This window comes from uncultured Litoreibacter sp. (assembly GCF_947501785.1).
Taxonomy (GTDB): Bacteria; Pseudomonadota; Alphaproteobacteria; order Rhodobacterales; family Rhodobacteraceae; genus Litoreibacter.
In genome coordinates this window covers 1,784,918-1,802,653 of the sequence record NZ_CANMXB010000001.1, presented here as the reverse complement: position 1 = coordinate 1,802,653, position 17,736 = coordinate 1,784,918, and the positions used below count along the sequence as shown (strand labels likewise).

Annotated in this window: 20 protein-coding genes; 4 read left to right on the top strand and 16 right to left on the bottom strand. The window is 60.0% G+C overall.

The genetic code is table 11. From position 1 onward, the window contains the following. Positions 1–55: 55 nt before the first annotated feature. The 15 genes from Q0899_RS09015 to mdh all read right to left on the bottom strand — a co-directional run bounded on the left by Q0899_RS09015 (position 56) and on the right by mdh (position 13,444). A complete protein-coding gene (locus Q0899_RS09015) occupies positions 56–466 on the bottom strand; it encodes an MAPEG family protein (protein ID WP_298296139.1) in 411 nt (136 codons plus the stop codon). Positions 467–469: 3 nt separating this feature from the next. Continuing rightward, positions 470–1,015 (bottom strand): L,D-transpeptidase family protein, encoded by a 546-nt coding sequence (locus Q0899_RS09010; RefSeq protein WP_299192308.1) that lies wholly within the window; start codon positions 1,013–1,015, stop codon positions 470–472. Further along, positions 1,012–1,413: a hypothetical protein gene (locus Q0899_RS09005; RefSeq protein WP_299192306.1), complete on the bottom strand. Its 402-nt coding sequence runs from the start codon at positions 1,411–1,413 to the stop codon at positions 1,012–1,014. Before Q0899_RS09005 ends, Q0899_RS09010 begins: the two co-directional genes overlap by 4 nt. Then, a complete protein-coding gene (locus Q0899_RS09000; protein ID WP_299192304.1) occupies positions 1,410–1,805 on the bottom strand; it encodes a hypothetical protein in 396 nt (131 codons plus the stop codon). Before Q0899_RS09000 ends, Q0899_RS09005 begins: the two co-directional genes overlap by 4 nt. After that, a complete protein-coding gene (locus Q0899_RS08995; protein ID WP_298296147.1) occupies positions 1,805–2,041 on the bottom strand; it encodes a hypothetical protein in 237 nt (78 codons plus the stop codon). Before Q0899_RS08995 ends, Q0899_RS09000 begins: the two co-directional genes overlap by 1 nt. Before the next feature lie 61 nt (positions 2,042–2,102). Beyond that, positions 2,103–2,555, bottom strand: coding sequence for a hypothetical protein (locus Q0899_RS08990; protein ID WP_299192302.1), 453 nt, complete (start codon positions 2,553–2,555; stop codon positions 2,103–2,105). Between the two features lie 2 nt (positions 2,556–2,557). Further along, complete coding sequence (gene odhB / locus Q0899_RS08985; protein WP_299192300.1) at positions 2,558–4,105, bottom strand: 2-oxoglutarate dehydrogenase complex dihydrolipoyllysine-residue succinyltransferase; 1,548 nt, start codon at positions 4,103–4,105, stop codon at positions 2,558–2,560. A gap of 3 nt (positions 4,106–4,108) precedes the next feature. Then, the gene (locus Q0899_RS08980; RefSeq protein WP_299192298.1) at positions 4,109–7,078 is read right to left on the bottom strand and encodes a 2-oxoglutarate dehydrogenase E1 component; all 2,970 of its coding nucleotides are present in this window, start codon (positions 7,076–7,078) and stop codon (positions 4,109–4,111) included. Positions 7,079–7,157: 79 nt separating this feature from the next. Then, positions 7,158–7,796, bottom strand: a complete 639-nt coding sequence (locus Q0899_RS08975) for a hypothetical protein (protein ID WP_299192296.1) — start codon at positions 7,794–7,796, stop codon at positions 7,158–7,160. Between the two features lies 1 nt (position 7,797). Then, the gene (gene sucD, locus Q0899_RS08970; RefSeq protein WP_298296156.1) at positions 7,798–8,679 is read right to left on the bottom strand and encodes a succinate--CoA ligase subunit alpha; all 882 of its coding nucleotides are present in this window, start codon (positions 8,677–8,679) and stop codon (positions 7,798–7,800) included. Positions 8,680–8,688: 9 nt separating this feature from the next. Then, on the bottom strand, positions 8,689–9,747 hold the full coding sequence (locus Q0899_RS08965) for a hypothetical protein (RefSeq protein WP_299192293.1): 1,059 nt from the start codon (positions 9,745–9,747) through the stop codon (positions 8,689–8,691). Continuing rightward, entirely contained in the window at positions 9,744–10,538 is a 795-nt protein-coding gene (locus Q0899_RS08960) for a class I SAM-dependent methyltransferase (RefSeq protein WP_299192291.1), read from the bottom strand. Before Q0899_RS08960 ends, Q0899_RS08965 begins: the two co-directional genes overlap by 4 nt. Before the next feature lie 9 nt (positions 10,539–10,547). Further along, positions 10,548–11,033: a hypothetical protein gene (locus tag Q0899_RS08955; RefSeq protein ID WP_298355866.1), complete on the bottom strand. Its 486-nt coding sequence runs from the start codon at positions 11,031–11,033 to the stop codon at positions 10,548–10,550. Further along, positions 11,030–12,223, bottom strand: coding sequence for an ADP-forming succinate--CoA ligase subunit beta (sucC, locus tag Q0899_RS08950; RefSeq protein ID WP_298296164.1), 1,194 nt, complete (start codon positions 12,221–12,223; stop codon positions 11,030–11,032). Before sucC ends, Q0899_RS08955 begins: the two co-directional genes overlap by 4 nt. Before the next feature lie 258 nt (positions 12,224–12,481). Beyond that, a complete protein-coding gene (gene mdh, locus Q0899_RS08945) occupies positions 12,482–13,444 on the bottom strand; it encodes a malate dehydrogenase (RefSeq protein ID WP_298355869.1) in 963 nt (320 codons plus the stop codon). Between the two features lie 250 nt (positions 13,445–13,694). On the opposite strand from mdh, the gene Q0899_RS08940 reads away from it, so the two are divergent. Together Q0899_RS08940 and Q0899_RS08935 are read left to right on the top strand one after the other, a co-directional pair. Next, positions 13,695–14,897 (top strand): hypothetical protein, encoded by a 1,203-nt coding sequence (locus tag Q0899_RS08940; RefSeq protein WP_298296168.1) that lies wholly within the window; start codon positions 13,695–13,697, stop codon positions 14,895–14,897. A gap of 18 nt (positions 14,898–14,915) precedes the next feature. Further along, positions 14,916–15,668, top strand: coding sequence for a sulfite exporter TauE/SafE family protein (locus tag Q0899_RS08935; RefSeq protein ID WP_299192288.1), 753 nt, complete (start codon positions 14,916–14,918; stop codon positions 15,666–15,668). On the opposite strand, the gene Q0899_RS08930 is transcribed toward Q0899_RS08935, so the two are convergent. Beyond that, complete coding sequence (locus tag Q0899_RS08930) at positions 15,665–15,985, bottom strand: hypothetical protein (RefSeq protein ID WP_298296173.1); 321 nt, start codon at positions 15,983–15,985, stop codon at positions 15,665–15,667. The two genes, Q0899_RS08935 and Q0899_RS08930, sit on opposite strands and share 4 nt — an antisense overlap. A gap of 313 nt (positions 15,986–16,298) precedes the next feature. Between Q0899_RS08930 and Q0899_RS08925 the strand changes: the two genes are divergently transcribed. Together Q0899_RS08925 and Q0899_RS08920 are read left to right on the top strand one after the other, a co-directional pair. Beyond that, positions 16,299–17,162 (top strand): CoA ester lyase, encoded by an 864-nt coding sequence (locus Q0899_RS08925; protein ID WP_298296175.1) that lies wholly within the window; start codon positions 16,299–16,301, stop codon positions 17,160–17,162. A 3-nt stretch (positions 17,163–17,165) separates the two neighbouring features. Then, on the top strand, positions 17,166–17,735 hold the full coding sequence (locus Q0899_RS08920) for an NnrU family protein (protein WP_298355877.1): 570 nt from the start codon (positions 17,166–17,168) through the stop codon (positions 17,733–17,735). Position 17,736 lies beyond the last annotated feature (1 nt).

Sequence of the window (17,736 nt, the reverse complement as noted above, 5' to 3'; positions counted from 1 at the left end):
CTCCTTAAGGCGTTAGGCCGTTTGTATTTTTCGTGCGTTTCGCGTGTACAAGATTTTAGATTAGCGCTGCGAGTAACATAACCACTGTGGCGCAGAACCCAACCGCCCAAATGAGCGACCGCCACGGCACCCACCCGAAGGCATAGGCGGGAACATATAGGATGCGGGCTGCAAGATAGGCCCATGCGGCGGTTTGCGTCACGGCGCTAGATTGGTCCCCTAGGGTGACCACAATCACGGCGATGGTGAAGAGGGTCAGCGCCTCGAAATGGTTCATCAAGGCACGGTTAAGGCGGCCGGTTTTGACGGAGGCCTGATCCATCAGCGGGGTTTTCAGACGCTGCATATCGCGGGGGCTGAGCGTCTTGCCGACGCCTAGCTCCATGTTGGCGGGGACCGCCATCAGGACGAATTGCACCACCTGCAACAGGGCCGCGAGGGCGAGGACGGTGAGTTCTGTTGTCATAGGCTATTCCTCGATGGTGATCGTGGTGCCGTCGGGTACCAGCGACCAGATTTCGCGCATCTCGGCATTGGTGACCGCGATGCAGCCGTTGGTCCAATCCCAGTAGCCCTGTAAGGGGCCAAGGAAGCCCCAGCCGTTCAAAATGCCGTGGATCATGATATTGCCGCCGGGCGACACGCCGCGGGCCTGCGCTTGGGCTGTGTCTTCGGCGTTGGGGTAGGAGATGTGCAGCGACAGATGCGCGATGGAATTGCCGTTGCGCCAGTCGATTTCATACGCGCCGGTGGGAGTGCGCTCGTCGCCCTCCTGGGTTTTGTGGCCCTCAGGGCTCGCGCCCATGGAGATTTGGTAGGTGCGGATGGTTTCGCCGTTTCGCAGCAGCGTCAGACGTCGGTCGCTTTTGTCCACGAAGATCGCGTCCGCCTGTTGGTCCGCAGGGGCCATATCGGGCGGGGTGCCGGAGCCGACCCTGAGCATGATTTGCGCGTAGCCGACGGTGCCGATGCCCAAGGCGAGAATAACCGCTCCAAATTTGAGCAAGCGCTTCATGGGCGGCGTATCTCCCCGCGGCGGATGAGGTAGATAAAGATTGCCGCTGCTAGCCCGACGACGACCACAAGGAGCAGAGCTACACCGATGAGCAGTCCGGCTGACCCCGCGCCCAGCATGGCGGGCAGGACAGTGCTGACCATCAATACCAATTGCAATCCCAGGAGCCAAACCACCGCCCCTGACCGCAGCGCCATGGCCAAAGCGGCTACACCGAGGCTGATCGCGCCGCTTAACAGCGACAGCGTCACCGACCAATAGGTGCCGCCCGTCAGGCCTTGGTTGCTGTCCCCGAATTGCGACATCATTTCCCGGCCGTAGCGATAAGCTCCGATGATGAGGAGCCCGAGGATCAGGCGGTAGACCCAGTTGGACAGTTTGGTGCGCTTCTCGCTCATGAGCTGCGCTTTGGTTTGCGGCTTTTGCGTTTCAGCCATGTTGGCTGCATCGGCCCTATTGCTTTGACCCCGAACGGGTTTTTGGGACCACCCAGCGCGGTTGGGGTCCTGCGACGCATATCGCGCTGATGCTCGTCGCGCGTGATCGGCCCGAAGGCGGTTGCGGCGCGCTGGTTGGTCCAGACGGGGGTACCGTCATTGGGACACAGAAGCGACCCGGTTTTCTTGCCCTGCGCGTCGAGATGTTCGGTGAAAGGGCCGGGGGATTTGTAGGATTTGTAGGGGATGTCGCCCTTGCGCGACTGCGGGCCGACGCCGGTGACAACCACGAAACGGCCCTTGAAGCCGCAGGTTGGGCAGGTGCAAGTTATCGGTGGGCTGAGATAGGCCATCAGTTCTGCGCCGCGAGTTTAGTCAAGGTTGCGATATCCTTCTGCCCACAGGTGACGCAGCTGAGATAGGTTTCCCCGGCGCGGCGGGTCTGGGTCCAGCGCGGGCTGTTGAACATCATGTAGGACGACGTGTCGCTGGTTCTTCCCTGTGGCCCGACCGAGGTGTCCGCAATCACCACATCTTCATGAGCACCGCAGGCGGGGCAGGTGATGGAGGTGCGGTTGGGGATGGCCATTTTGGGTTGGGTGTCCTTTGTGGGGGGGTGAACCGCTGGCCGTTGCGCGGCACCATTCATCCTACTTTAGATCAGTGAAAGGGTCTTCTCGGCCTGGAATTTCTTTGAAGCCGTCAACTTCGATTTTGAGCTCTCCTGCTTGCCATTTCGAGATCGTCGCTTTGCAATTCAAGCAAGCCCAATTGCGGATATTCCAAGGTGAAGATGTCGTTTTGGTATTCTGCGGATCGTCACTTTCCAACTTCATCGGGTAATCGCTTCCAGGATCGTCTATGATCCACCCCAGGGTCCCTTTGCCTTCGTCATCGGCTTCGAAGAAGTTGGCCCAGCAAAATTCGCAATGGTCATGCGACCACCCTTCGCTTGGTGAAACATAGTGTGCTTTCTTGAAAGTAGGGACTGGCCTTCCATAGGAAAAACAGCCCCAACCAAGATCAAGCGTTTCGAAGAGGTGCGCCACCTCTGGACCGCCATACTCGGCAGCCAGTGGTTTGATTATTGCGACCTTTCGCATGCCTAGAGATCCATCAACAACCTGCGTGGATCCTCCAGCGCCTCTTTCACACGCACCAGGAAGGTCACGGCACCTTTGCCGTCGACGATGCGGTGGTCGTAGCTGAGGGCCAGATACATCATCGGGCGGATGACGACCTCGCCGCCCACGGCCATCGGGCGGTCCTGAATTTTGTGCATACCCAAAATGCCCGACTGCGGCGGGTTCAGGATGGGCGACGACATCAGCGAGCCGTAGACGCCGCCGTTGGAGATGGTGAAGCTGCCGCCCTGCATCTCGGCCATGGACAGCTTGCCGTCGCGGGCCTTGGCGCCCTTCTCGGCAATCGCCTTCTCGATATCGGCGAAGGACATGGCGTCTGCGTCGCGGATCACGGGGACCACAAGGCCTGTGGGCGTACCAGCGGCGATGCCCATATGGACGTAGTTTTTGTAGACCACGTCGGTGCCGTCGATCTCTGCATTGACCTCGGGGACCTCTTTCAACGCATGCACGCAGGCCTTGGTGAAGAAGGACATGAAGCCCAGCTTCACACCATGCTTCTTGAGGAACAGGTCCTTGTATTCGCTGCGCAGGTCCATGACCGCGCCCATGTCGACCTCATTGTAGGTGGTCAGCATGGCGGCGGTGTTCTGGCTGTCTTTCAGGCGGCGCGCGATGGTCTGGCGCAGGCGGGTCATTTTCACGCGTTCCTCGCGGGAGGCGTCATCTGCGGCAACCGGGGCCCGAGGTGTTTGGGCAGCGGGGGCGGGAACGCTCGTCGTAGACGGCGGGGCCACGCCTGCTGCCACGGCCTTTTGCACATCTTCCTTCATGATGCGGCCATCCTTGCCGGTGCCGGTGACCTGATCGGCTGACAGGTTGTTTTCGGCCATCAGCTTGTTGGCGGATGGCGCGTTTTCAATGTCCTTGCCCGATGCGACAGGCGCAGGAGCTGATGCAGCCTCTGCAGGTGCGGGCGCAGCCGCGCCGCCGCCGGATGTCATGGTGGCAAGCTTGCCGCCTGCCTCGACCGTGTCGCCTTCGCCAGCCAGCACCTCTTGCAGCACACCCGACGCGGGGGCGGGCACCTCGACAGACACCTTGTCGGTCTCTAACTCGCAGAGCATTTCATCGGCCTGCACGTTTTCGCCGGGCTTTTTGAACCAGGTGGACACGGTGGCCTCAGTGACGCTTTCGCCCAAGGTGGGGACCATGATGTCGACGGTTTCGCCTGACACCGGTGTCGCTTCTGGCGTGGTTTCTGACACGGCAGCAGCGGGGGCGGCCTCCGCTTTCGCGGCGGGTTTCTCGGCCTTTGGTGCCGGGGCCGCATCGCCTTCGCTGACTTGGGCCAGAAGTGCATCAACACCGACGGTCGCGCCTTCCTCGGCCACGATTTCGCTGAGCGTTCCGGCGATAGGGGACGGCACTTCGACGGTCACCTTGTCGGTTTCCAGCTCGCAGAGCATTTCATCCACGGCCACAGCGTCGCCGGGCTTTTTGAACCATGTGGCGACGGTGGCCTCGGTGACTGACTCACCCAGTGTTGGGACACGAATTTCGGTCATGGATTATTTCCCTTCCAGTGTGAGCGCATCATCCACGAGCGCCGCTTGTTCTGCTTTGTGTTTGCTGGCCAGCCCCGTCGCGGGGGAGGCGGAGGCCGCGCGGCCCACATAGGTTGGCCGTGTGTGTTTCGCACCGATACGGCTGAGCACCCATTCGATATTGGGCTCCATGAACGTCCAAGCGCCCTGGTTTTTGGGCTCTTCCTGGCACCAGACCATTTCGGCATTGGCGAAGCGTTCCAGCTCCTTCACGGCGGATTGGGCGGGGAAGGGGTAGAATTGCTCGTAACGCATCAGGTAGATGTCATCGATGCCGCGCGCGTCGCGTTCCTCCAGCAGGTCGTAGTAGACCTTGCCCGAACACATCACCACCCGCTTGATCTTGTCATCGGTCACCAGCTTTGTGTCCGAATTTCCGTGCTGGGCGTCGTCCCACATGATCCGGTGGAAAGAGCTGCCGGTTTGGAACTCCTCCGCCTTGGACACGGCCAGCTTGTGGCGCAGCAAGGATTTCGGCGTCATCATCACCAGCGGCTTGCGGTAGTCGCGGTGGATCTGACGGCGCAGGATGTGGAAGTAATTGGCGGGCGTGGTGCAGTTGGCGATGATCCAATTGTCGCCGCCACACATTTGCAGGAACCGTTCCAACCGCGCGGAGGAGTGTTCGGGGCCTTGCCCCTCAAACCCGTGGGGCAAGAGCATCACGAGGCCGGACATGCGCAACCATTTAGATTCACCTGAGGAGATGAACTGGTCGAACATGATCTGCGCGCCGTTGGCGAAGTCGCCAAATTGGGCTTCCCACAGGACCAATGCGTTGGGCTCGGCCAGCGAGTAGCCGTATTCAAAGCCCAGCACCGCGTATTCCGACAGCATCGAGTCAATGACCTCGTATTGGGCCTGCCCCTCGCGGATGTTGTTGAGCGGGTAATAGCGTTCCTCGGTTTCCTGGTTCACCAGCCCGGAATGGCGTTGGGAGAATGTGCCGCGTGTGGAGTCCTGGCCTGCAAGGCGCACGGGGTAGCCTTCTGTCAGCAGCGAGCCGAAGGCCAATGCCTCGCCGGTGGCCCAGTCGAAGCCCTCGCCGGTTTCGAACATTTTGGCCTTGGCGTCCAAAAGCCTGCCGACCGTTTTGTGCATCGGGAAGCCGTCGGGGGCCTCGGTCAGGCCCTTGCCGACATCCATCATTGTTTCAGCAGAAATAGCGGTTTTTCCGCGCTGGTATTTTCCCTTCTCGCGCTTGTCGAGATGGGACCATTTGCCGTCCAGCCAGTCGGCCTTGTTGGGCTTGTAGTCCTTGCCCGCCTCGAACTCGTCGCTGAGATAGGATTGAAACGCTTCTTTCATGTCCTCGATCTCGCCCTCGGGCAGCAGACCGTCCTTGATCAGGCGTTCGGTATAGAGGGTCAGCGTGGTCTTCTGCTTCTTGATCTTTTTGTACATCACCGGGTTGGTGAACATGGGCTCGTCGCCCTCGTTATGGCCAAAGCGGCGGTAGCAGATGATGTCGAGCACCACGTCCTTGCGGAATTTCTGACGGAATTCGGTGGCCACTTTGGCGGCGTGAACCACGGCTTCGGGGTCGTCGCCGTTCACGTGGAAAATCGGCGCCTCCACCATCAGCGCAATGTCCGTGGGGTAGGGGGAGGAGCGGCTAAAGTGCGGCGCGGTGGTAAAGCCGATCTGGTTGTTTACCACGATATGCATGGTGCCGCCGGTCTTATGGCCCTTTAGGCCGGACAGGCCGAAGCCCTCGGCCACCACGCCTTGGCCCGCGAAGGCCGCGTCGCCGTGCAGCAGGATAGGCATCACCGAAGTGCGCGCGTCATCCTTGTTCTGGTCCTGCTTGGCGCGGGCCTTGCCCAGCACCACCGGGTTCACCGCCTCAAGGTGGGACGGGTTGGCGGTCAGCGACAGGTGGACCTCGTTGCCGTCAAATTCGCGGTCGGAGGACGCGCCGAGATGGTATTTCACATCGCCAGAGCCGTCTACGTCTTCGGGCTTGAAGCTGCCGCCCTGAAACTCGTTGAAGATCGCTTTGTAGGGCTTCTGCATCACGTTGGCCAAGACCGACAGGCGGCCCCGGTGGGGCATCCCGATAATGATGTCTTTGACCCCCAGCTGGCCGCCGCGTTTGATGATCTGCTCCATCGCGGGGATCAGGCTTTCACCGCCGTCCAGACCGAAGCGCTTGGTGCCCATGTATTTGACATGCAGGAATTTCTCGAACCCCTCGGCTTCCACCAGTTTGTTGAGGATCGCCTTGCGGCCCTCCTTGGTGAAGGTGATTTCCTTGTCGTAGCCTTCGATGCGCTCTTTCAGCCAGCCTGCTTCTTCGGGGTCGGAGATGTGCATGTATTGCAGCGCGAAAGTGCCACAATAAGTACGCTTCACGATGGCCACGATTTCGCGCATCGACGCGGTTTCCAGCCCCAGCACATTGTCGATAAAGATGGGCCGGTCCATGTCGGCCTCGGTGAAGCCGTAGCTTGCCGGGTCGAGTTCCGGGTGTTTGGAATGCTCGCGCATATCGAGCGGGTCGAGATCAGCCGCCAGATGACCCCGGATCCGGTAGGCGCGAATGATCATGATCGCGCGAATGCTGTCCAGCACCGCGTGGCGGATTTGTTCTTCCGACACCTCAACCTTCATCTCGGAAGCTTTGGCCGCAATCTTTTGACCGATGGCCTTGGTTTCCTTGGCGGGCGCATCGGCGGGCCATTGTCCGTCAAGTGCTGCAGTCAGGTCGTCGGCGGGCTGTGGCGGCCAATCGGCGCGGGCCCATGATGGCCCAGCGGCTTCCGCCTGCGCCAATTCCGTGTCGCCAAGGTCCTTGAAGAACGCGCGCCATCCCTCGTCGACCGCGTTGGGATCGTTGGCGTAGCGGGCATAAAGCTGTTCAAGATATTCCGCATTGTGCCCCTGCATGAAGGAGGAGGCATGGAACTGGTCGTTGGCTGGGTGGTCGGTCATTGGGGGACCTCATTTGGGTTGGAGCGGGTATGGTTGGTGCGTCCGGTCGCAGATGTCAGTGGACAAGATAAGTTGGAAGTCATGGCTCTTCGCTCACTGTCAGGAAAGCCGCCACCAGCCGCTTGCCTTTTATCCAGCGATCCCAGACTGGGGAGATTGTGGAGCCGGACGCGAAGCGCCCGCGATTGATACGGTATTCGGTGTAGGTGCCTGCGTTGGATTTCCATTGCTTCTTTGTGCGCAGGGTGATCGGCAGGTCTGTCGCGCCGATGCCATAGGCAATCGAGCAAGCCCAATCCCCGTCTACGCGGCTGAAGGCCAGCTCTATGTTGCCGGATGCGTCGATGAATTGCTGGCTTTTGATGTCATCGCGGAACAACTCGCCCTTGCTGGCCAAGGCCCAAAAGCTGTCATAGGTCCCGCGCAGATCGGCGGGGTCGTCCTGCGTGCCATATTCCAGCTCTGCCATTGCGATATGGGTGACCTGGCCTTGCACCCAGAGCTTGCCTTCGCTTCTGATGCGCTTGAAGCCCAGTGCCTCTAACCCGGCAACGCGGGCGTTGAAGCCCGCACTTCCTTCCGTGCAGGTGGCGATCACATCTTGTAGGTCGGCAGCTTTCGCGTGCAGCGGCAACAGCGCAAGAAGGGCAATCGCCATGACTGCGGCCCCGCGAATAAGAGGCAAGCCCGTGAGCGCCATATGACCGAGGGACGGCATGTTAGCCAATCGCCTCCAACACCGCCTCGCCCAAGCCCGCGGGGCTTTCTGCCACCACGATGCCGGCGGAGCGCATGGCTTCGATCTTGTCTTCTGCGCCGCCTTTGCCGCCGGCGACAATTGCGCCCGCGTGACCCATGCGGCGACCGGGAGGGGCGGTGCGGCCTGCGATGAACCCGGCAACCGGTTTCCAGCGGCCTTTCTTCTTCTCGTCAGCCAAGAACTGCGCGGCTTCTTCCTCGGCGCTGCCGCCGATCTCGCCGATCATGATGATGGATTGGGTCTCGTCATCAGCCAGGAACATTTCCAACACGTCGATATGTTCGGTGCCCTTGATGGGGTCTCCGCCGATGCCCACGGCCGTGGATTGGCCCAGCCCGCTATCTGTTGTCTGTTTCACAGCTTCATAGGTTAGGGTGCCGGAGCGCGACACGACACCCACGCTCCCACGTTTGTGAATGTGGCCCGGCATGATGCCGATTTTGCAGGCATCGGGTGTGATCACGCCCGGGCAGTTGGGGCCGACCAGCATGGAAGACGAGCCTTCCAGCGCGCGTTTGACCCGCATCATGTCGAGCACAGGGATGCCTTCGGTGATGCAGCAGATGAACGGGATTTCCGCGTCGAGCGCTTCGAGGATCGAATCCGCCGCGAAGGGGGGCGGCACGTAGATCACCGAGGCGTTTGCGCCGGTTGTCTCGACCGCCTCGTGGCAGGAGTTGAAAACGGGTAGGTCCAGGTGCGTTTGGCCACCTTTGCCCGGCGTCACGCCGCCAACCATCTGGGTGCCATACGCAATCGCCTGCTCGGAGTGGAACGTGCCTTGGGAGCCGGTGAAGCCCTGACAGATGACTTTGGTGGTTTCGTCGATGAGAATGGCCATTTTGGTTCCTTATTGCAGTACGAGGGAGATCGCGGTGCCCTTGGAGGCGTCGCACGCGGTCTGATATCCGGGGTTGAGGTAAATCATTGTTACGGCCGCAGCCGGGCCGGTCATGGAAACGGCGTCGCAGTTGTCGATGCTTGTGTCGGAGGCGGTGCCTTCTGCCAGGGTTTGGGCAACGGCTTCGCCGGCCTGCCGCCCGTAGGCCAGCGGCAGGTTTTCTGAAATCAATGTACAAAAGCCGTCCTGCGGATCAGGCGACAGGCGGGCGGTGACGCCTTCACTGGTCAGCAAAATCTGGCCGCCACGGCCCATCCGGTCAAAGGCGAAGCCGACCTCTTGCAAGGAAGGCGCAAGCGCCGTGGGGATGTCGGCCACGATCAGACAGGCCGAAAGCCCGAGTTCAATAGCGTCCATCTTGGCCTGCTGCTCGGATGTTGGCGGGGCGAGTTGTAGCGCCGGGGGCTCGGGCGCAATGCCGGGGGCAGGTGTGACGTCGAGTGTTTGCGGGACGAGGGCCGCGTTTTGATCCGGCGCAGGCGCCGGTTCCGGTTCCGGAGCGGCGGTTGCGACCGCGCTATTCAACGACAGCACCATTTCCAGCGCATCGCGGGTTTGGACTTGGGTCAGCGCAGCTGCAGGTGGGTAGCCAGGCGTGGCGATCATCTGAACCGCGTCGCCGGCCGCATAATTGCCCGACACGATGACCTCGGTTCCAAAAAGCGCTGCGCCGTTTTCAGCGATCAACTTGCCCAGGTCGTCGTATTGGCCGGGCGTAAATCCAGTCAGCGTGAGCGCGCAGTCGGAGCTTTTGCCATCGGCAAAGGTGGTCTGCGTGTAGTTGATTTGGCCGGTCTCCCCCGCGGGTTCGCGATGGGTGATCAGGCTGCGATCCGCGGCGATCCGGGCGGAGGCTCCGGCGATGCCGGACACCGCCTTTGTCGGGTCGGCGGCAATCTGGGCGCACCGGGTGGCGAAATGCGTCAGAAGGCTGGTCGAATTGGACAGGTCCTGACCAAAGGCGGGGACCGGCGCGGCAAGGGCGAGCAACAGGGCAATGCGTTTCATGCGGCCCTCCGCAACAGCGCGTTGATGTTGTCGTCAATGGGCAGCGTCAGCGCGTTGGTGATCTGCACGGTGAACCCGGCTTGTGCCGCAACCTTGCGCAGGCTGTCTGGCGTGAAATAGTTGACGTGGTCGGGGTAGCGGAAGCCACACCATGTCTTGCCGATCACCCTGCGGTTGAGGGAAGCGAAATTCGGCACCCGCACAAACAGGGCGCCCGTGGCTTTCAGCGCCCGCGCGGCACCGTTGAGCACCTTCATGACCTCGGTCTCATGCTCAAGGTAGGAATTCATGATGACGCCGTCGAATGCGCCCTCGGGAAAGTCCCAAATGGCATCGGCCCCGGGGCCGTGGATGCAATAGCCGCCGCGCGCCTTCATATGCGCGTCCGCCGTTTCATGCATCATGTTGGACAGCTCGATCCCGTAGGGCGTCAGCGGCTCGGGGATGCGATTGCCCCAGCCGCAGCCCACATCGATGACCGCGCCGCCTTGGAACCAATCGATATACTTCGCGTTCCGGTCCCGCCCCTGCATCTTGATTGCGGACTTAATCTTGCGACCCAACGGGGAGAACCACGTGGAGCCTTTGGACGCCTCCTTCTTCTCCACATAGGTCTTTTCCCATGCGAAGTCCTCTTCCAGCGCCTCGTAGGAAGGCGGGTTACGCAGGTAGACAAAGGCGCAGCCGTCACATTCCGCCACCACCCATTCATCGCGGGAGTAGTCCACGATGGGGTTGGCCTGCGTCGAGGCGCAGGCGGGGCAGGGGCGATATGTGGGGCTTCGGAGCATTTGGTTGCTCTATTTCCAACTGACGACGGTGATACCAGGTGCCTTGAAGTTGACGCCGGATGCCTTTTTCAGGACGACGACCGCGATGTTGCCGTTGCGTTGCTGTCCCAACCATCGCTTAGACGCTCTTGCGTCCCCTACTTCGGCGGGACTGGCCCCGAGTTGCTTTGCATAGGCTGCAGCGAGTTTTTCGACCGTCTTCAATCGCGCCCCTTTTATGACCAAGCTGCAAATTCGGTCCGCGCTTGATTGAACACTGACTGCAACAACGGAGTTGCTATCAGCCGCCAAAAAACTGGAGATACCGGACGCTGTTCCTACCGGTGCGAAGCCTTTTGACCTAATTGCAGCGGTTGCTTTGCTCGTCGAATTTAGGTTGCTCAAACAGCTAGAAAAGCCTGACTGGGCTTGTGCAATTATTTCTTTGCTTTGAGCTAGTGCGGCGTGGCTAAAGCACAAAGCGCCTGCAACCACCATAATGGAGATAGATCTCATCCCTTGACCGCCTTCACGATCTTCTCGGCACCGTCTTTCAGGTCGTCAGCGGCGATCACATCCACGTCAGAGTTGTTGATGATGGCTTTGCCCTCTTCCACGTTGGTGCCTTCCAGCCGGACCACAAGTGGCACTTTCAGGCCCACTTCTTTCACCGCTGAGACCACCCCTTCGGCGATGACGTCGCAACGCATGATGCCGCCGAAGATGTTGACCAGAATGCCTTTGACCTGCGGGTCAGAGGTGATGATCTTGAACGCCTCGGTCACCTTTTCCTTGGTTGCACCGCCGCCCACGTCGAGGAAGTTGGCAGGTTCTGCGCCGTAGAGCTTGATGATGTCCATCGTGGCCATGGCAAGGCCCGCGCCGTTGACCATGCAGCCGATCTCGCCATCCAGCGCGATGTAGTTGAGGTCATATTTGGAGGCGGCGAGCTCCTTGGGGTCTTCCTCGGTCTCGTCGCGCAGTTGGGCGATGTCGTTGTGGCGGTAGACCGCGTTGCTGTCGAAGCCCATCTTGGCGTCCAGGCATTTTAGGTCGCCCGCATCGGTGACGATCAGCGGGTTGATCTCCAGCATCTCCATGTCTTTTTCCAGGAACAGCTTGTAGAGCGTGCCCATGAGCGCCACGCATTGCTTGATCTGCGCGCCTTCAAGGCCCAGCGAGAACGCGATGCGGCGGCCGTGATAGGCCTGATAACCGGTGGCCGGGTCGACGGAGAAGCTGAGAATTTTCTCAGGCGTTTCAGCGGCGACGGCTTCGATATCCATGCCGCCCTCGGTCGAGCAGACGAAGGACACGCGGCTGGTTTGGCGATCCACCAGGATCGCGAGGTACAGCTCGGTCTCGATGCCGGAGCCGTCTTCGATGTAGATGCGGTTAACCTGCTTGCCGACCGGGCCGGTCTGGTGCGTGACCAGGGTGCGGCCCAACATCTTCTTGGCCTCAGTAGCGGCTTCTTCGACCGACTTGGTCAGGCGCACGCCGCCTTTGTCGCCGGCATCGGATTCTTTGAAGGAGCCTTTGCCGCGACCGCCCGCGTGGATTTGGGCTTTTACGACCCAAAGCGGCCCATCCAATTCGCCAGCTGCGGTTTTCGCGTCTTCGGCGCGTGTGACGACGCGACCGTCTGAAACTGGCGCGCCGTAGCTGCGCAACAAGGCTTTCGCCTGATACTCGTGGATGTTCAAAGCTCTTCTCCTTGGGATGGGCTGTTACAAACATTTGACATGCCGTTTTGCCGCAGGAAAAGGGAATAATTGATTTTGACTATCAAAATCCGACATTTGTGATCACGCGATTTGTGCGTGTGATCACAAATTTTGAAAGCGAACCGAATCGTCCATTGACGTTCGGTTAAGCCGTGGTTTTTAAGGGAATTTGCGGAGCATTTGGCTCAACGCGGTATCGAGGATGCGGGCCGCCTGAGCAGCCCGCATCGGAAAGTGTCAGGCCAGCGAGCCGTCGATCTCTTGGCAGGCTTTGACCAGGCCTTTGACCGCGTCGACGGATTTGTCGAACATGGCTTGCTCTTCCTTGTTCATGTTGATCGCCACAACGCGTTCGACACCGCCTTCGCCGATCACGGTCGGGACGCCGACATAGAAGCCATCAAGACCGTATGCGCCGTCAACATAGGCCGCGCATGGCAGCACGCGTTTGAAGTCCTTGAGGTAGCTCTCGGCCATTTCAATGGCCGACGTAGCAGGTGCGTAGAAGGCCGAGCCATTGCCCAGAAGGCCTACGATCTCCGCGCCTCCGTCACGGGTGCGTTGCACGATTGCGTCCAGCTTCTCTTGTGTGGTCCAGCCCATCTCTACCAGATCGGGCAGCGGTATGCCGGCGACGGTGGAATAGCGGGTCAATGGGACCATTGTGTCGCCGTGGCCGCCCAGAACGAAAGCTGTGACGTCCTTCATGGACACGTCAAATTCATCCGCCAGGAAGTGGCGGAAGCGCGCGCTGTCCAGCACGCCTGCCATGCCGCAAACCATGTTATGCGGCAGGCCGGAGAATTCGCGCAATGCCCAGACCATGGCGTCCAGCGGGTTAGTGATGCAGATCACGAACGCGTTTGGCGCGTGGTCGCGAATGCCTTCCCCCACGGATTTCATGACTTTGAGGTTGATACCCAACAGGTCATCGCGGCTCATGCCAGGCTTGCGCGGCACACCAGCGGTGACGATGCACACATCCGCGCCCGCAATATCGGCGTAATCCGTGGTGCCTTTCATATCGGCGTCAAACGGGCCGGCTGGGCCAGCTTCGGCGATATCGAGCGACTTACCTTGAGGCGTGCCGTCGGCGATGTCGAAAAGGACGACGTCGCCCAGTTCTTTCAATGCTGCCAAGTGAGCGAGCGTGCCGCCGATTTGTCCGGCGCCGATGAGGGCAATCTTGGGTCTGGCCATTTGCAATGGTCTCCAGTCGGTTGAAGTTGGGGGAGGGGGTATCGCTTTGGTTGGCACCACGCAAGGGTGCCGCGCTGCAGCAAAGCGATTTGTGATGGTGCGCCTGCGGCGCGCATCATTCGCTTCTGCATTGAAAACAATCGTTTGACGGGGTCATCAATTACCACAAGGATGATTCAAAGTTTTTCTTGAACGGCGTTCAAATATCAGCTAGATATTTGTGAACACCGTTCAAAAAAGGAATCGTGAGATGGCCTATTTAGCGAATACCGATCAACTTTTGTCGGATGGAATTTTGAACCCCTCGCAGGTGAAAGAAATTCAGATCCGGTCGCGAGACACTATGATCACCCTGGCCATCAACCTTTTTCTCACCGGCGGCATCCTGGCGGCCACCCTAGGATTTATCTTTTGGCTGGCGGACCCACTGTCCGTTGCCGTCACGGGCGGCATAGCGCTTGTTTTGGGGCTTATGCTGCTGTTGCGCGGGGCGGACCGTTTTTCCATGTTTGGCAATGCCGCCGCGTTGATCGGTGCGGGCATGCTGCTTGGCGGGGCCACTTTCGAACTTGTCGACAACTATGAGGCAATCGCCGCCTGGGCGATGACTGGATTGGGCGGGGCGGCCATGATCGGCAGCTACGCCTTGTACCGCAAAGTCCCCGAAGGACTGGGGTTCCTGACCGGTGCGATCACCTTGATGGGGGCGGCCATTCATCTCGGGGGTGTCATAGGGTTTGAGTTTGAGGGCGTCGGTGCAATGCTGTTCTACCTTTACGCCGCGGGTTTGACCTTTGCCCTTGGGATTGCGCTGGATGTTCGGTTGGTCAGCGCTCTGGCCATCGTGCCGTTCGCGCAGGTGCTTGATACGTCTACGACCTATTGGCACGCGTCCTACGCTTTCTACTCATACGAATCCACGCTCAGCATTTTGCAGATGGGCAGCCTTGTTGCCGGCTTCACATGGCTTGCCAGCCGCATCAAGCCGCGCGTGGGGCGTCACCTCAACATAGCTGTCATGCTGGCGTTCATCGTGATGAACCTGTGCTTTCTGGTCGGCAGCTTGTGGGGCGACGAGGTGGGCCGCTACATGTGGGGGCCGCAATATCGCGACTTCGGATACCAGAATTCCGAAGCCTACCATGCAGCGCTGGACGCATTTCGCGAAACCGCGTTCACCATCAGCGAAGAGGTATATTCGGTGGTTTGGGCGCTGCTGCTGATGGGCCTGATTGCCTGGTCGGCCATGACCACGCGCCGCGGGCTGTTCAACGCGTCGCTGACCTTTTTGGGCATCCACGCCTACACGCAGATGTTTGAAAGCTTTGCGGACGAGCCGATGGCATATGCGTTGGGCGGATTGGCTGCAATCCCGGCGGCTTGGGGCCTGCTGCAGGCAAACAGCTGGATGAAGGCTAGGGAAACCCCGACGCCGGTTGCGCATTCCAAGTAATGCACTAATGGTCGCGTCATGGAGTTTGACGCGACCTTTCTAAGTGTGGCTATTCCCGCAGCCTTCATCGCGGGGGTTGCCAAGGGTGGCTTTGGCGGGGGTGCTGCTTTTGTGGCCACGGCAATGCTGGCGCTGGTCATCCCGCCTGGCATGGCCTTGGGGATCATGCTCCCGCTGCTGATGGTCGTGGACCTGGCAACGCTGCGTCCCTACTGGAAGCGGTGGGACCGTGACGCCGCCATGGCCCTGATGATCGGGGCGGTGCCCGGGATAGTGCTGGGAACGTTGCTTTACCGGGTGGCAAACGCCGATGTCCTGCGGGTTCTGATCGGCACCATTTCAGTGCTATTCGTCGCCTTCCAGGTCGCAAGAAGCCGCGGGTGGTTGTACGTGTCGCCCAAACCCCTGTCCAAACGCACCGGGCTGTTTGCCGGAGCGGTTACCGGGTTCACCAGCTTCGTCAGCCACGCCGGAGGGCCGCCATCGGCGATGTATCTGTTGAGCAAAGGGTTGGATAAGACCACTTATCAGTCCACGACCGTGCTGGCCTTCTGGTTCATCAACGCGGCAAAAGCCGTGCCTTACGCCTTTCTGGGGGTGTTCACCTGGGAGACGTTTAGGGCCGACCTGATCATGGTGGGCCCGGCGCTGGTCGGCTGCGCCGTTGGGGTCTATGCGCACCGGGCCATGCCGGAGCGCATCTTCTTTTTGATCACCTATGTCCTGCTGCTGGGCGCGGGGGGAAAGCTGATCTTGGACGGCCTGACCTAGGCCGGATCACCAAGTGAAGCGGGCAATTCTTCGTCAACCTGCTCGAACGCGGTGCCCGCGGCAACCATGCACGTCACGCCGTTTGGGTGAGTAACGGTGATGGTCCATGTGCCGGACGCCGCAGATGCAAACATTTCCACGACGGTGTTGTTGGGCGCCATCCCGATGGATTGGCGCGCCTCGCCGAATTTGCCGCTGAGCCGATCAAGAACGACCTGACGTTCCGCGCAGCGGTTATTGGATTGTGCCATAGTCATTTGCGAGGCAGCGAGGACGGCAACAAAGCCGAGCGAGAGTGCGATGAATTGCTGTTTCATTTTTTGTACCTTTGTTTGGGCGCCTTGGCGCCAGTGGGACCTGCTCCATTGATGAAACACGAGGCGTTTGGGCGGCTCATGCTGTGACAGTATTTTGCGCGGAGGGGCCCCATGGGGGTCACCGCAACTTTGTTCAGCCTGAGCCCCAATCGCCAAGTTAAGGTTAACGGTGCGACCGCAGCTTCGCGATTTCTGCACTTCATGCGGAAAATTTGATCCGTTACGTCAACCTTCTGCGATGCAGCAAAACGGGGTTGCAGCCGCGCGGCCCATGTGGTGGATAACAAAATAACAAAAAGAACGGGTAAGACTTATGGAACGTTACTCTGGGCCCTGCCGGTCGGTCCTCTACATACCGGGTTCGAATGCGCGCGCCTTGGAGAAGGCGCAAGGCCTGCCTGTGGACGCAATCATCTTTGATCTTGAGGACGCAGTCGCGCCCGACGAAAAGGAAGCTGCGCGTGACTTGCTGGCTGAGAGGTTGCGAAGCGCCGATTATGGCCCCCGTCGCCGCATCGCCCGCATTAACGGATTTGATACCGTTTGGGGGGCTGAGGATCTGCAGGTCATTGCCGCTGCCGCGCCGGACGCAATCTTGCTGCCGAAAGTAAATGGCGCTGCGGATGTGGAAGCCCTGGCTGATTTGATGGACGACATACCCGCGGCCGCGCAATCCACGATTTGGGCGATGATGGAGACCCCGCGCGGCATCCTGAATGCCTCGGAAATCGCGGCCGCCCGACGGATGGAAGGGTTTGTGCTGGGCACAAATGATCTGGCCAAGGATCTTGGCAGTGATGGACGTGCCGCGATGACCACCAGCTTGCAATTGTGCCTTCTTGCGGCCCGCGCCGAAGGGCTGCTTTGCGTCGATGGCGTCTACAACGCCTTCAAGGACGAGGACGGGCTGCGCGCGGAATGCGTCGAAGGACGGGGCTTCGGCTTTGACGGCAAAACGCTAATCCATCCTGCGCAGGTAGCCGTCGCCAACGAGATATTTGGACCCTCAGAGCAGGAGATTGATACGGCACGCCGCCAAATCGCCGCCTTCGAAGACGCTGCGTCAGCGGGGCAGGGCGTCGCGGTTCTTGATGGTAAAATCGTGGAAAACCTGCACGTAGTGACCGCGAAGCGCATCCTCGCCCAATCGGAGGCGATTGCGCAATTGGAGGGTTAGACCATGGCGTTGCTCATTTTTGGACTTTTGATTTGGGTGGCCGTACACTTGCTGCGGCGCGTGGCTCCGAACGCGCGGGACGCGATGACCGACAAGATGGGGGAGGTGTCCAAAGGCCTGATCGCGGTGCTGATTGTGGTGTCGGTCGTGTTGATGGTCATCGGCTACCGGCAGGCTGATTTCATTCCTGTCTGGGAACCTCCGTCTTTCTTCAAGGGCATCAACAATCTGCTGATGCTGCTGGCCTTCTACATTTACGGGGCGAGTGCGCGGAAGGCCGACAAGGTCTGGATCGGGACCAAGATCCGGCATCCGCAGCTGGCTGGGTTTATGGTTTGGACAGTGGCTCACCTGTTGGTAAACGGTGACATGGCGTCGGTCATCCTGTTTGGCGGGTTGCTGGTCTGGGCCGCCGTATCGATACCATTGATCAACAAGGCGGAGGGACCCTGGACCGTCCCGCCCCAAGCACCTGCCAAATCCGAGATCATCCTGGTCGTAATCGCGCTGGTGCTGTTCAGCGTGGTTGCCGGCATACACACATGGCTCGGCGTGTCGCCATTCGGAGGATAAC

Excerpts from the sequence above, each read along its gene's own strand:
- Q0899_RS08960 (WP_299192291.1), bottom strand. The coding sequence starts at position 10,538 with ATGCTCCGAAGCCCCACATATCGCCCCTGCCCCGCCTGCGCCTCGACG.
- Q0899_RS08975 (WP_299192296.1), bottom strand. The coding sequence starts at position 7,796 with ATGCCGTCCCTCGGTCATATGGCGCTCACGGGCTTGCCTCTTATTCGC.
- Q0899_RS08925 (WP_298296175.1), top strand. The coding sequence starts at position 16,299 with ATGGAACGTTACTCTGGGCCCTGCCGGTCGGTCCTCTACATACCGGGT.
- Q0899_RS08955 (WP_298355866.1), bottom strand. The coding sequence starts at position 11,033 with ATGAGATCTATCTCCATTATGGTGGTTGCAGGCGCTTTGTGCTTTAGC.
- Q0899_RS09005 (WP_299192306.1), bottom strand. The coding sequence starts at position 1,413 with ATGAGCGAGAAGCGCACCAAACTGTCCAACTGGGTCTACCGCCTGATC.
- Q0899_RS08935 (WP_299192288.1), top strand. The coding sequence starts at position 14,916 with ATGGAGTTTGACGCGACCTTTCTAAGTGTGGCTATTCCCGCAGCCTTC.
- Q0899_RS08980 (WP_299192298.1), bottom strand. The coding sequence starts at position 7,078 with ATGACCGACCACCCAGCCAACGACCAGTTCCATGCCTCCTCCTTCATG.
- Q0899_RS08930 (WP_298296173.1), bottom strand. The coding sequence starts at position 15,985 with ATGAAACAGCAATTCATCGCACTCTCGCTCGGCTTTGTTGCCGTCCTC.
- Q0899_RS08940 (WP_298296168.1), top strand. The coding sequence starts at position 13,695 with ATGGCCTATTTAGCGAATACCGATCAACTTTTGTCGGATGGAATTTTG.
- Q0899_RS09015 (WP_298296139.1), bottom strand. The coding sequence starts at position 466 with ATGACAACAGAACTCACCGTCCTCGCCCTCGCGGCCCTGTTGCAGGTG.
- mdh (WP_298355869.1), bottom strand. The coding sequence starts at position 13,444 with ATGGCCAGACCCAAGATTGCCCTCATCGGCGCCGGACAAATCGGCGGC.
- Q0899_RS09000 (WP_299192304.1), bottom strand. The coding sequence starts at position 1,805 with ATGGCCTATCTCAGCCCACCGATAACTTGCACCTGCCCAACCTGCGGC.
- Q0899_RS08920 (WP_298355877.1), top strand. The coding sequence starts at position 17,166 with ATGGCGTTGCTCATTTTTGGACTTTTGATTTGGGTGGCCGTACACTTG.
- Q0899_RS08995 (WP_298296147.1), bottom strand. The coding sequence starts at position 2,041 with ATGGCCATCCCCAACCGCACCTCCATCACCTGCCCCGCCTGCGGTGCT.
- Q0899_RS09010 (WP_299192308.1), bottom strand. The coding sequence starts at position 1,015 with ATGAAGCGCTTGCTCAAATTTGGAGCGGTTATTCTCGCCTTGGGCATC.
- Q0899_RS08990 (WP_299192302.1), bottom strand. The coding sequence starts at position 2,555 with ATGCGAAAGGTCGCAATAATCAAACCACTGGCTGCCGAGTATGGCGGT.
- sucD (WP_298296156.1), bottom strand. The coding sequence starts at position 8,679 with ATGGCCATTCTCATCGACGAAACCACCAAAGTCATCTGTCAGGGCTTC.
- Q0899_RS08965 (WP_299192293.1), bottom strand. The coding sequence starts at position 9,747 with ATGAAACGCATTGCCCTGTTGCTCGCCCTTGCCGCGCCGGTCCCCGCC.
- odhB (WP_299192300.1), bottom strand. The coding sequence starts at position 4,105 with ATGACCGAAATTCGTGTCCCAACACTGGGTGAGTCAGTCACCGAGGCC.